9 protein-coding genes and 2 pseudogenes are annotated in these 11,836 nt (G+C 67.4%); 6 read left to right on the forward strand and 5 right to left on the reverse strand.

All coding sequences use genetic code 11. From position 1 onward, the window contains the following. Positions 1-33: 33 nt before the first annotated feature. Positions 34-1,668 carry a serine hydrolase gene (locus ACIA8X_RS02140; RefSeq protein WP_399457577.1) on the reverse strand — a complete coding sequence of 545 codons (1,635 nt, stop codon included), beginning with the start codon at positions 1,666-1,668 and terminating at the stop codon, positions 34-36. A 689-nt stretch (positions 1,669-2,357) separates the two neighbouring features. On the opposite strand from ACIA8X_RS02140, the gene ACIA8X_RS02145 reads away from it, so the two are divergent. Next, positions 2,358-3,311 (forward strand): FG-GAP repeat domain-containing protein, encoded by a 954-nt coding sequence (locus tag ACIA8X_RS02145; protein WP_399457578.1) that lies wholly within the window; start codon positions 2,358-2,360, stop codon positions 3,309-3,311. 626 nt (positions 3,312-3,937) lie between these two features. Further along, a complete protein-coding gene (locus ACIA8X_RS02150) occupies positions 3,938-5,473 on the forward strand; it encodes a fused MFS/spermidine synthase (protein WP_399457579.1) in 1,536 nt (511 codons plus the stop codon). A 22-nt stretch (positions 5,474-5,495) separates the two neighbouring features. On the opposite strand, the gene ACIA8X_RS02155 is transcribed toward ACIA8X_RS02150, so the two are convergent. Further along, positions 5,496-5,738 carry a hypothetical protein gene (locus tag ACIA8X_RS02155; protein ID WP_399457580.1) on the reverse strand — a complete coding sequence of 81 codons (243 nt, stop codon included), beginning with the start codon at positions 5,736-5,738 and terminating at the stop codon, positions 5,496-5,498. Between the two features lie 704 nt (positions 5,739-6,442). Between ACIA8X_RS02155 and ACIA8X_RS02160 the strand changes: the two genes are divergently transcribed. Beyond that, complete coding sequence (locus ACIA8X_RS02160; RefSeq protein ID WP_399457581.1) at positions 6,443-7,681, forward strand: DUF4365 domain-containing protein; 1,239 nt, start codon at positions 6,443-6,445, stop codon at positions 7,679-7,681. Between the two features lie 688 nt (positions 7,682-8,369). On the opposite strand, the gene ACIA8X_RS02165 is transcribed toward ACIA8X_RS02160, so the two are convergent. The 3 genes from ACIA8X_RS02165 to ACIA8X_RS02175 form a co-directional block, all read right to left on the reverse strand. After that, the gene (locus ACIA8X_RS02165) at positions 8,370-8,768 is read right to left on the reverse strand and encodes a PIN domain-containing protein (protein WP_399457582.1); all 399 of its coding nucleotides are present in this window, start codon (positions 8,766-8,768) and stop codon (positions 8,370-8,372) included. Continuing rightward, positions 8,765-9,046, reverse strand: coding sequence for a hypothetical protein (locus ACIA8X_RS02170; protein ID WP_393454679.1), 282 nt, complete (start codon positions 9,044-9,046; stop codon positions 8,765-8,767). Before ACIA8X_RS02170 ends, ACIA8X_RS02165 begins: the two co-directional genes overlap by 4 nt. 941 nt (positions 9,047-9,987) lie before the next feature. Next, the gene (locus tag ACIA8X_RS02175) at positions 9,988-10,611 is read right to left on the reverse strand and encodes an SGNH/GDSL hydrolase family protein (protein ID WP_399457583.1); all 624 of its coding nucleotides are present in this window, start codon (positions 10,609-10,611) and stop codon (positions 9,988-9,990) included. A 99-nt stretch (positions 10,612-10,710) separates the two neighbouring features. Between ACIA8X_RS02175 and ACIA8X_RS02180 the strand changes: the two are divergent. The 3 genes and pseudogenes from ACIA8X_RS02180 to ACIA8X_RS02190 form a co-directional block, all read left to right on the forward strand. Next, positions 10,711-10,860, forward strand: a pseudogene (locus ACIA8X_RS02180) (DUF5990 family protein); the annotation flags it as partial. Between the two features lie 197 nt (positions 10,861-11,057). Continuing rightward, positions 11,058-11,126 (forward strand): annotated as a pseudogene (locus ACIA8X_RS02185) (twin-arginine translocation signal domain-containing protein); the annotation flags it as partial. 370 nt (positions 11,127-11,496) lie between these two features. Then, positions 11,497-11,700: a cold-shock protein gene (locus tag ACIA8X_RS02190; RefSeq protein ID WP_093912074.1), complete on the forward strand. Its 204-nt coding sequence runs from the start codon at positions 11,497-11,499 to the stop codon at positions 11,698-11,700. Positions 11,701-11,836: the final 136 nt, after the last annotated feature.

Raw genomic sequence — 11,836 nt, forward strand, 5'->3', positions numbered from 1 at the left:
TGCGCCGTATCCGGCCGGCCTTGCCCGCAGGCTCTAGTCGTTCCTCGTGAAGGTGCCGAGACCGGTCGTGTCGAGGTTCTCGACCCGGACCCTGTTGGCGCGTGCGCCGGACCCGACGGTGAAGGTCACGCCGGACAGGCCGACGGCCATTTCGCCGGTGGTGCGGTAGCTGAAGGTGTCACCGTCGTAGTGGCGCAAGGAGAACCGTTGCTTCTTGGGCCCAAGTTGCATGGTGAGTTCGTCCCCCTGGGCGCTGACGGTCATCGGGCCGTAGTAATCATTGGCGTACGTTCCGGTGTAGGCGCTGTTCGCCTTGGCGGGTGCGGGCGAGGCCGGAGGCTTGCTGTAGTCGACCGGCGATTGTTCCCCGTGCAGGGATTGCTTGAAGATCGGCCCGAGGAACGTCAGCCAGTCGACGGTCGGCCCGCCCGTCTGCGCGGTGTCGAGGAACGTGGACGCGATCGCCTCGGGCACGCCGATGGGCTCGCCGTTGGTCAGGACGACGATGCCGAGCTTCTCCGAGGGCAACAACGCGACGTTGGTGGCCGCCCCCAGCGCGAAGCCGCCGGAGTGGCCGAGCTTCAGCCTGCCCTGGTCGTCGTAGCTCACGTTCCAGCCGAGCCCGTAGAACCCGGACCTGCCCGCGGGCGCGTGCGGCGGCTCGGAGACCATGCGCGGCAGGTGGGTCTGCTCCAGCGCGTCGGCGTCGACGACTTGCCGCCCCTCGAATGTGCCGTTGCCCAGTTGCAGGCGCAGCCACTTCGTCATGTCCTCGGCCGTGGAGCTGGCCCCGCCCGCCGGGCTCTGGGCGTCCGCGTCGCGCACATGCTCGGCACGCCAGGTGTCACCGGTCTTCACATGCAAGGCGGCCTTGTTGTCCGCCTTCTCGTAGTCGGCGAAGGAAGAGCTGGTGGAGTCCATGCCGAGTGGCCGGTACAGCTTCTCGGCGGACAGCTTCTCCCAGCTGGTCCCCGCTGCTCGCGCGGCGGCGACTCCGGCTTCGGTCAGTCCGAAGTTGGTGTACGCGTAGTGGGCACGGAAGGGGGCCGACGGTTCGTAGCGGAGGTGGTCCAGGATGTACGAGCGGTCGTAGCCGAGGTCCTCCAGGAGGTCTCCGGCGTGGTCGGGCAGTCCGCTGCGATGCGCGAACAGGTCGGCCAGCGTGACATGGCCGGTGACCCACGGGTCCTTCAGCGCGAAGCCGGAGCTGTGGTCGACGACCGGGTCGTCCCAGCCGACGGTCTTCTCGCCCACGGCCGCGGCGACCACGGTGGAGGCAAGGGGCTTGGAGACCGAGGCGAGCTGGAAGACGGTGTCCGCTCCGACCTCGTCCTTCGTGCCTGCCTTCCGCACGCCGAACCCCTTCACATACAGCACCTCGTCGTCGTGCACCACGCCCACGGCGACACCGGGCACACCGGTGCGGCGCATGGCATCCCGTACGACCTCGTCCAGCTTGCTCACCGCGGCCTCGACCTCCGCCCGGGTGAGCTGTGGCGGTGGCTGGGCGGGTGGGACGGTGGGCAGCGGCGACGTCCCGACGGCCGCACGCCCGGCGACGGTGGTGTCGGCATCGGACCCGGTACAGCCGACGGCCAGTGCCGCTACCAGGCCCAGTGCCGCGGCGGAGCGAAGGGGGCGCGGGCATGCACTGTCGAGTCGGGACATGTCTTCCATGGAAATCCCGCCCCCGGCACCTGTCGCGCCTTGGCGAGCCGTTCGGGGGGTCCGGAATAACGCCGTCACGCTCGCCTGTTCAGGCCCAAGGCTGAGTCCCTGTGCACGGTGTCGTGCCCATAGTGTGCCCAAGAGAGCGGACAACCACGGTCAACAGCGGTGGGATCCGACACCACCTTCATCCCAGAGAGAAGGCATCTGCGCAGGTCAGAGCCATAGAGCCCACCCAAGCACCATCGCTTCCCAAGCTGAGAGCGCGAGTTCGATTCTCGTCACCCGCTCCAGGATGAAACCCCAGGCCAGCGGCCAGGGGTTTGTGTTTTCCCGACGGTTGTCCAGCAAGTTCCGGCCCGTCAGACGCCAGAATATTGGGCACGCAGAGGGCACCGGTTCCGGACGGCAGCCGTACGCGCAACGCCCCCAGTCTCGGAAGCCTGGCTTGACCTGGGGATTCACAGTTTGGGCCGGCACCTCTCCGCGTCAGGAGACCTCAGCCTGCTGTCCCTCCGCAAGTCTGAACGTCGTTGTGTGTACAGCGGCGGTGATGCTGACCGAAGTCCCTGAAGTCCGCATCACGGGTGCGGCGCGTGCAACCCGGGTTCTCTGTCGCAGCCTCGGCCCACCCACCACTCACGGACTCGGAGAGCGGTCCCGTCCAGAGCAAGGCGACCGGGGCCACCGTGCGCACCCTGTCCGGTGGCGCCACGCACGACGCGGTCCGTACGTCCTGGAACGGCAGGACGTCGACGGGCGCGTATGTGCCGAACGGCACGTACAGCTGGACGCTGACGGCGGCCCCGGCCGACAAGCTCGGTGCGTCGGCGACGGCGTCCGGCACGCTGAAGCTGACCGGTGGTGCCGCGGTGAGACGCGACCATGTCGGGTCGGACGGCATCGATGACCTGCTCACGCTCACTTCCCAGGGCGCACTCTCCTTCCATCGCGGCGACGGCGCCGGGAAGTTCTCGACGAAGACCTCGGCTTCGGGATGGCCGGCCTCGATCACTGTGGTGCCGTTCGGAGACCTGAACGGTGACCGCTGCAATGACGTGCTCGTGCGGTTCAGCAGCGGCGCACTGCGGGCGTACCGCCCGGGGTGCGGCAAAGCCCTGACGACATCCACGCCGTACACCACACTGGGCACTTCGGGCTGGAACCAGTACAACGTGCTGACCTCACCGGGCGACATCACCGGTGATGACCGGGCGGACCTGATCGCCCGCCAGGCGTCCACCGGTGACATCTACCTGTACAAGGCCACAAGCAGCGGAAAGCTCTCGGCACGAGTGAAGATCTTCTCCAAGTGGTCCGGTTACAAGAAGATCATCGGCGTCGGCGACCTCACCGGTGACGGGTACGGAGACCTGCTGGCGCAGGACACGTCGAACAGGCTGTGGCGGTATGTGGGCACGGCGACCGGCGGGTTCAGGGCGCGGGTCAAGGTGGCCGACAACTGGGGTGCCTCCTACAACGTCGTGGTGGGCGTCGGCGACATCACCGGGGACGGGAGGACGGACCTCGTCTCCCGCGACACCTCCGGCAAGCTGTGGCGCAACAACGGCGACGGCAAGGGCTCCTTCGGTCCTCGCAGCGGGATCGCCATTGGGTGGCAGGGCTACAAGGCCCTGTACTGACCGCCGCTGACAGATCGTGGCCGAGGGAGTGACAAACCCTTGACCACAGCGTCCGTGAGCTCACCGAGGCCGAGGCGTGGGCTCGTGATGTGCTGTCCGCGCGAAGCCTTCCGGTCTCAGCCACTCCGCAGATGACACTCGTGTGCAGTCGCACCGGCTCCGCTCACTCGCCCCGCGCGTCGACCAGCCCGGGAGGGCAGAGAGGCGAGACAGGCGCTGCACTCATTCACCCTGCGGGATCGTGCCCATAACGTGCCCTTCAGAGCGGAGCACCACGGTCAACAGCGGTGCCACCAAGCACTCACGCCTGCGGCGGTACAACGAATCCGTGCAGATCAGCAGCCATGTGGGTGCCCAAGCGCCGTCGCTTCCCAAGCCGCTGTGATTGATTACTCGTCGCGTGCCAGATTCGCGCCAGAACGCTGATCGTCTGGATCACTGGTGTCTGTATCTGGCATGACAGCAGCTTCCTGGCGTGCCTTGCGCACGCTCGCGTCGAGCCCGGCAGCAACTTCCTGTTGCCGCTCGTCGTCGCGTCGCCTTCCCGGTCACAGCGCCAGGGAGCTGGAGGAATGAGGATTTCGCCATGCTGTTCGGTCGATGAGCTGCATGCAAAAATGTCGCCCGTGACCGGATCGTCTTCCTCGCCTGTCGTCGACGGCACGCCTGGCAACCGCGGCCTGGGTTCCCGTGCCGCTGCCGTGCTTGTGTTCGGGTCCTCGGCCGCAGTCCTGGTGGTCGAGATCGTTGCTCTGCGGCTGCTGGCTCCCTACCTCGGCCTCACCCTCGAGACCAGCACCATGGTGATCGGCATCGCCCTCACCGCGATCGCCCTCGGCTCGTGGCTGGGTGGGCTCATCGCCGACCAGGTCAATCCACGTCGGCTCATAGCCCCCTCGCTCGGGGTGTCGGGAGCGGTCGTGGCGCTCACCCCCGCCGTGCTGCGCACCACCGCGGAGTGGGCACCAGCGGTGCTCTTGTTGATCGCGTCGCTGACCATCCTCGTGCCGGGCGCGCTGCTCTCCGCAGTGACGCCGATCGTGACCAAGTTGCGTCTTACCAGCCTCGCCGAGACCGGAACGGTTGTCGGCCGACTGTCCGGCGTCGGCACCGTCGGCGCCATCTTCGGCACCGTCCTCACCGGCTTCGTCCTCGTATCCCGGTTGTCGGTCAGCGGCATCCTGATCGGCCTCGGAACACTGCTGGTGGTCGGCGCGGCGCTGGTCGAGTGGCAAACGCGCGGGTGGAGCGGCACCCCGGCCCTCACCCTCGTGGTCCTCGCCGGCGGCCTCGCCACCACGGTCGCGCCCGGTGGCTGCGACACGGAGACCAAGTACCACTGTGCACGGGTCGTCGCAGACCCCGACCGGGGCAGCGGCCGCACACTCGTCCTGGACGGCTTGCGGCACTCCTACGTCGACCTCGACGACTCGACCTTCCTGGAGTTCGAGTATGTGCGCGCCATCGCGTCGGTGGTCGATGTCGCCTTTCCCGAAGGCGAACCGCTTGTCGCTCACCACCTGGGCGGCGGCGGGCTCACCTTTCCCCGTTACCTCGCGGCCACGCGGCCCGGGACGCGCAGCCTTGTGTCCGAGATCGACAGCGGGCTCGTGCGCATCAACCGCGACCAACTCGGGCTGAGATCAGGGGCCGGTATCGACGTACGCACCGAGGACGGCAGGCTCGGCCTGCGGCGACTGGACGCCGGCAGTCGTGACCTCGTCGTCGGCGACGCCTTCGGGGGCGTCAGCGTGCCGTGGCACCTCACTACGGTGGAAGCGATGACCGACGTACGACGGGTACTCAACGAGGGCGGCCTGTACGTCGCCAACCTCATCGATCACGGTGGTATGGCTTTCGCACGTGCCGAAGTAGCCACCCTCCGCGAGACCTTCGAGCACGTCGCCCTCGTCGGCGAACCCGCCGATATCGGCATCGACCCGACCGCCACCCCCGCGGGCGGCAATCTGGTGGTGCTCGCCTCCGACCGACCGGTCGATCTGCACGCGACCCAGGAAGCGCTGAACGCCCGGCAAGCGGGCTGGAAGATCGCCACCGGCGACGACCTCACCTCCTGGATCAGCGACGCCCAACTGCTCACCGACGACTACGCACCCGTCGACCAGCTCCTCCAGCCCTCCAGCACACGCGGCAGCCAGTGACCGGACACGCGTTGCCCACGCGTCACACGAACCCGACGGTCCACACCACTTGCTCCAGTAGCCGGGTCTCGGTCTCTCGCACTCGGGCCAGGAAGTCCAGGCTCCGTCCGGCCTCATGGGCGGTTTTCTCGAGCGGGAGGAACAGCAGCCCCAGTTTGAACTCCCTCACCTGACGGTCCAGTTCAGGGTCGGCGTCGAGAGTGCCGGCCGACGACTCGTGGAGGGCGCAGGAGTCGGCGAGGTGGTCGATGCGGCTCAGGACCATCCTCTTGTGTTCAGAGAGGAGATGGAACTTGCGGTAGTCCAGGCCCGCCGTCCCATTCCTTCACCTGGGCGAGGTGGAGGGCCAGATGGTCGTCCGTCTTCACCCCTCCACCCGAGCTGTCCGGTCGCCGCCGAGCACTCCTCCATGTGCTCTTGCAACAAAGCCCTTCCGGCCAACGCTCGCTTCCTGTGCTCGGCCGCTCGCCGACCACCCAGAGGAGCTCTCCACAGCTCCGAGCCGACGGCGTGCCCATAGCGTGCCCTCAGGACCGGTGAACCACGGTCAACAGCGGTGCGATCCCGCACTTCCGGGCGCCATACAAGAGCACGTATACCCAGGTCAGAAGGCACACGTCCCCAAGCGCCATCGCTTCCCAAGCTGAGAGCGCGAGTTCGATTCTCGTCACCCGCTCCATGAGGCCCAGATCATCGATCCGGGCCTTTTTGCTGTCCCGGGGGATCATTGCGTGCCAGACGGTTCACCGGAAGGCCGTGTCCCGGCGAGAGGCTTCCCAGGCTGGGCATGTGAACCCCCGGGCCAAGTGCAGAGCCCGTGCACGCAGCACTCTGGCCGCCGTTCCCCCAGGCCGGATGTCAGAGGCATGCGGCAGGATGTCGAAGGACGGTGCCGTCCCGGATCTGCCGGGGTCCGGCGAGGGAGCTCCGGGGGCGGACGATATGCCGAAGATCTCGAAAGGTCGGCGCGTGGGGCAGGCCGCCGTGAACGCGCTGCGCTCCCTGTTCGAAGAGCACGACCACATCGTTCAGGAAATTTCCGGGCAGAACGATTTCGGCGAGGACCTCTACGTCACCTTCACCCACAACGGGCATCTCACGAGCGACACGATCAAGGTTCAGGTCAAGGGTGGGAGCAGCCGGCGCCGAGGCAACGGCTACGCGGTGCGTGTCGACCAGCACGGCGACACCTGGGCGAACGGGAACATCCCCGTCTACTGCATGGTGTACGACCCTGACACCAGACAACTGCACTGGGCGAACGGAACCCAACAGCTCCGTCGGTCCGGTCCGCTGAGTCCGCCGCGCTTCATCGGCGTCAGCCCCAACGCGGTGCTGGACGACACCACCATGGAGTCCTTTGTCGCCCAAGCCCGCCGCTACGTCGGACGTTATCGAGATCGGCAGGCCGTCCTCACCCACCTCGGCGAGATGTCCGGCGTCGAATTCGACCCGGCGGACCACGTTCTGCACTTCGTCAACGGCTACGACGAGGACCTCATCTTCTGGAAGCGCCCGGGGGACCGTGTGGCGACGCTGCTGCTCAGCGCCCAGGACTGGGAACCGGTTCTCGTCACCCTGGAGTCCCTGATGCGCGGCCGGATCGACGTACCCGAGGAGATAAGAGGCGGTGAATCCCCGGACCCCGATCTGTGGACCGCCGAGGACCTGGAGCTGAGCCCGTCCGAGATCATGTGGGCCACCTCGTGCTTCATGTCCACCCGAGAGGCCGACGAGGGACCGGGGGACGACTCCGTCGGCCCCGTCGATTGCGCGGGGTGCCCTGACTGCACGGACGAGGGTCCTGTGGAGCACGGCCGGATCGAAGCCGACCTGCTCCACGACTACCTCCTCGCCCGTATCCTCGACCGGGTCGACGCCGAGCCCGACCTGATGCGGCGCTCGATCTTGGCCATGCGCGAGGACGGCGAACTCGGACCGGAGATCGTCGCCGAGCTCGGGCCTCTCGAAACTGAGCCCATTGTCGTCCGTCAGGTGAACAGGCTGGGCCGGGCGACGGTGTCGACGGTGGACGACATGGAGCCGGGGGCCTTCCAGCTGGCCGTCCTCTACCTCATACACCGCGTCTACATCGGCGGCCCCTCGCTCCCCCTCGACGAGCAGGTCCGCATCGTCTGGCGCATACCCGAGCCCACGGCATCCGGGAAGGCCGTCGAGAATGATCAGGCTCCGGCCGCCCGGACGTGACCAACCCGCTGAGTTGTCGGCAGAGTCGCACTCCGCGGTTGCGAGATCTCACCGTCGGGCTCCCAGCCGTACCGCCGCATGCGCTGTGCGTCCTTCGTACGGCCGGCCGACTGCAGCAGTTCCGCGTACTGACGCCAGGCGTACGGGTCACCGGTTTGCGACGTGCGGCGGAGCAAGTCGAGCGCCTCGTTCGTGCGTCCCGCGGTCTGCCGCAGGGCGTCCAACATTTCTCTCGTCCGCGTCCGCCGCCCGCTGGTACCACGTAGCGGCCTCCGAGGGCCTTCCCAGCTGTTCGTGCAGAGCGGCGACATGAGCCGCCACATTTCGTCGGCCGGCGTCGGCCTCCTCCTCGCACAACGCGAGTGCTTTTCCAAGTGGCCCTGCTGCCTGAGCGTCGCGGCGGTGCTTCCGTCCCGCTCCTAGTGGTCGCACTAGGCGACCTCCTCACCAGATCCAACAGGTTGGCCAACTCGCGCCGCACGGCATCGTCCTGCTCTTCCCCATCGACAAGACTCCAGAGGCGTCGCCGGAGTGCCGTGTCCACGATCAGATGCCTGAGCAATGCGCTCCATGCCCGGGGGGGATCTTCACGTCGTCCCCTCACCGGTGACGACGTGGGGCGCGTCATCAGAACCTTTTCCAAGCGCACGCCCTGAAGTGGGGCACCGTCTCTGCAAAGCGCCTCGGCTCAGACCTTCTCCGAACTCACGCGTGGGTGCTCGGCAGTGAGCAAGGCGATGTCTTCTACATCGGAAGTCAGGATCGTCACCTGGCCGGGATGCTGCAGGGCGGTCGCGCACAGCATGGCGTCGATTGCGTACTTGTGGCCGTGCAGTCCCGCTGCACGCAACAAAGCGGCCGCGGATTGCGCGACGGCCTGGGTCACCGGCTCGACACTCAGGCGGGACAGGGTCCACTTCAGTGCGGCTTCGTTGATCTTTGGGTGGATCACCTCGACCAGTACCGCTGCTGAGGTGATCACGGGCAGGTCCGCGTCGCGAGCCGCCGTCAGCCACTCGTGGATTTCCCGATCACGCTGTACGGCCTTCGCCAGGCCCTCGCTGTCCAGGACCAGGGCACCGCTCACGCGGCCGCCCCGGCATTTGAGGCCCCGCCGGTGAGCCGGGCACGCTTGGCCGCCACGGCCTCGGGGTCGGCCGGGCCGTGCACCCTGTCGAAGTCCGCGATCAGCTCGTCCAGGTTGTCCCGCTCGATCTGCCGCTGGGCCGCCTTCTCCAGGTACGCCGATACGCCCCGCTTGCCGACCCGCTCACGGATCGCCTGCAGAGTTCCGGCGGTCAGTGTGACGGAGATGCCACTGGTGGGGCCGTCGCCGGGCAGGAAGTCAACGTCGTCATCAGCCACACCACCCAGTATGCCATTAAAAATGGCATACTGGGTGGTGAGTGCACCACGAGGTTCTCCCAGCAGAGGACGGAGCAACCCGGTGCTGTGCAGCCGCAACGCCCCCTCGGCAGCCAGCCCCGCACCGGGCGGACCGCGCCTGCTTGTGCCCTCAGTGGCGCCGGTCTCCCCCTTCTGGGATTCCGTGCCCTCTGCGTGCCCGTAAGAGCGGAAACCACGGTCAACAGCGGTGCAATCCGACGCACACGACCACTCCAAGATCCGGGTATCCGCACTGGTCAGAGGCATGGGGTCGGTGCAAGCGCCGTCACTTTCCAAGCTGAGAGCGCGAGCTCGATTCTCGTCACCCGCTCCATGATGAAACCCCAGGTCACAGCGTGCGCTCGAAGATTGGGCACGTGGAGGGCACAAACGCTGGTTGAGACCATGCCGGGACTGCCCCCCATAGCGGCGCACACTGCTGACCTTTGGTTTCACGCCCGAGCAATGCAAGATCACGTAGAGAGCCCTCAGCCTGCCGCGCGACCGATGCTGACGCCCATGCGGGCATCCACGTCCCTCTGGACCAGCCCCTCCATGGTTTTCCAGTCCTGCGAGACCTTCTTGGGCATGCCCCTCCTCAGTACCTCGGGTCGCGGTGTTGTCGCGGTGGCTCTGCTCAGCCAGCGGAATCGAACAAGTGCCGTTCTGGGAAGTGCACTTGGCCCAGCCGCCGGCCGGGTTACCGAGGGGCGCGACGGAGCAGGACTTCATGATGTCGGCCGCCCGGGCGCGCCACCGAAGGAGGCGTTGGTGCAGGCGGTGCTGCCGATCGCCGTCTCGTACGTGTAAGTTCCGGCGCCGTAGGCCACCGCGCGGGTGCCGGTGAAAGTGCAGGTGCCGCCCTCGCTCGCGCACCGGCTGAAGCGCGGCGCAGGGGTTCGGTACCTGGCGCCCGGGCCTCACCCCAGCGCGGACTTCACCAAGGAGGCCGCGGCCTTCATGCCGGCCTCGTTCGGGTGGTATGTGGTCCGTCCCGAGGCCGGCTTGTACTTCTCCACCCACGGGTCGGCCGCGCAGGCGTCGTGACCGTGGCTGGCGGTGGCGAGGCGGACCAGGGTCGCACCGGTGTCGTTCGCCGCGGTGATGGTCGCCTGCGCCAGGCGTTGGGCGACGGTGCGCTCGAACACTCGCTGGTCGGCGGTGAGCGGTACACCGGCGCAACCACCGGTGTCGGGCAGGAGGGTGGAGTAGCTCACCAGGAGGACGCGGGCCTGCGGGGCCCTGGCGTGGACGGCGTTCACGACGTTCTCGATCCGCTGGCCCACCGCGCCGAGGGCGGTGTTGATCGCGGCCTGGTCCACGGTGCCGCAGTTCGTGCCGCCGCTGTTCTCGCAGGAGTACGTGACCATGCTCCCCAGGTAGTTGACGTCGTTGCCGCCGATGGTGATCGTGACCAGGTCGGTCCCGCTGTTCACGGCGTTGATCTGCGGCGGCTGCGAACCCTGGTTGGTGGTGAGGATGTTCGCCGTCGTGGCACCGCTGCAGGTGACGTCCGTCAGGTTCGCCCCGGTGTCGCGGGCCACGATGCTGGCGTAGTTGTTGGCCGACCGGCTGCATGCCGCCGCCCCGCCACTCGACTGCAGCGGCGGAATGCTCCTGATGGCTGTCGCGTGACAGAACCGCTCGACGTCATCCCCGCCGACGTACTCGCCGCCGCCGCACGCGACGGGCTGCTGGTCGGACGACTCGGCCTGACCGACGCGCAGGGCGGGCCCCTGTGCGGACGCGTCGAGCCCCCGCACATCACCTGGACCGCCGCACGCGCCGGCTGAAGAGCGGTTGCATACCGTCCCTCGCCGGCATCGCCTGCGCGCCACCCGCGGTCAGTGCTCACCGGTGGTGAGACTGAGCGAGACACAGCGATTCTCGTGGCGGCAGGCGCGGCACGATGTCGTCGCCGTACGGGCGGAACGCGGCCGGCAGCCTGGCGAAAGGGCCTGACCGACGAACTGGCCACCCGTCCGGTTGACGACGCGGGGTGCTCACGGGAGCCGCCGTGGCTGCGGCCGTCGGCGTCGTACCCTTCTGGCCGATGTGACCTTCATCGCGGTAGTGGGGTCTCGGCGGGGTACCCGTTGCCCCATCCGCTGATGACGATGGCAGCGGCGCATGGCTCATCGACGGAGGTCATGGCGCTGTGGCCGGAAGCGCTCGGCAGGAACACTGCATCCGCGCGGATCAATATCTGTATCCGTGAAGTGAGAAATAGGTGCGGCGCACAGCGAGTATTCCTCGATCACCGACCCTGGCGGAATTATTTCCCGCGCAGGGCCGATCGCGGCATGCTAATGTCGATCTCAGTTGCAGGTGTGGTTGCCAGAAGGTCATTTTCCGACGGGTTAATCAGCACGGCGACGCGGAATCCGCACAGGGTGAATTCCGCACATCGTCTCCGAAGGAGAAATGACATGGCTACTGGCACCGTGAAGTGGTTCAACGCGGAAAAGGGCTTCGGCTTCATCGAGCAGGACGGCGGCGGCGCCGACGTCTTCGCCCACTACTCGAACATCGCCACCCAGGGCTTCCGCGAGCTGCAGGAAGGCCAGAAGGTGTCGTTCGACATCGGGCAGGGCCAGAAGGGCCCGACGGCCGAGAACATCGTTCCTGCCTGACACCGGCGGCAACGCATACTTCGCAGCTGGGGCCCGCACCTTGGGGTGCGGGCCCCAGCTCGCTGCATTTCAGGGCGCATGACGGGAAGGCCTCACCGCATCACCGAACGGTGACGCATTCCCCCGTCGATCCGAA

The organism is Streptomyces sp. NPDC051738 (assembly GCF_044453205.1).
Lineage (GTDB): Bacteria > Actinomycetota > Actinomycetes > Streptomycetales > Streptomycetaceae > Streptomyces.

What these genes read in the sequence shown, in the direction of transcription:
- ACIA8X_RS02140 (WP_399457577.1), bottom strand. Translation starts at nt 1,668, where the DNA reads ATGTCCCGACTCGACAGTGCATGCCCGCGCCCCCTTCGCTCCGCCGCG.
- ACIA8X_RS02155 (WP_399457580.1), bottom strand. Translation starts at nt 5,738, where the DNA reads ATGGTCCTGAGCCGCATCGACCACCTCGCCGACTCCTGCGCCCTCCAC.
- ACIA8X_RS02190 (WP_093912074.1), top strand. Translation starts at nt 11,497, where the DNA reads ATGGCTACTGGCACCGTGAAGTGGTTCAACGCGGAAAAGGGCTTCGGC.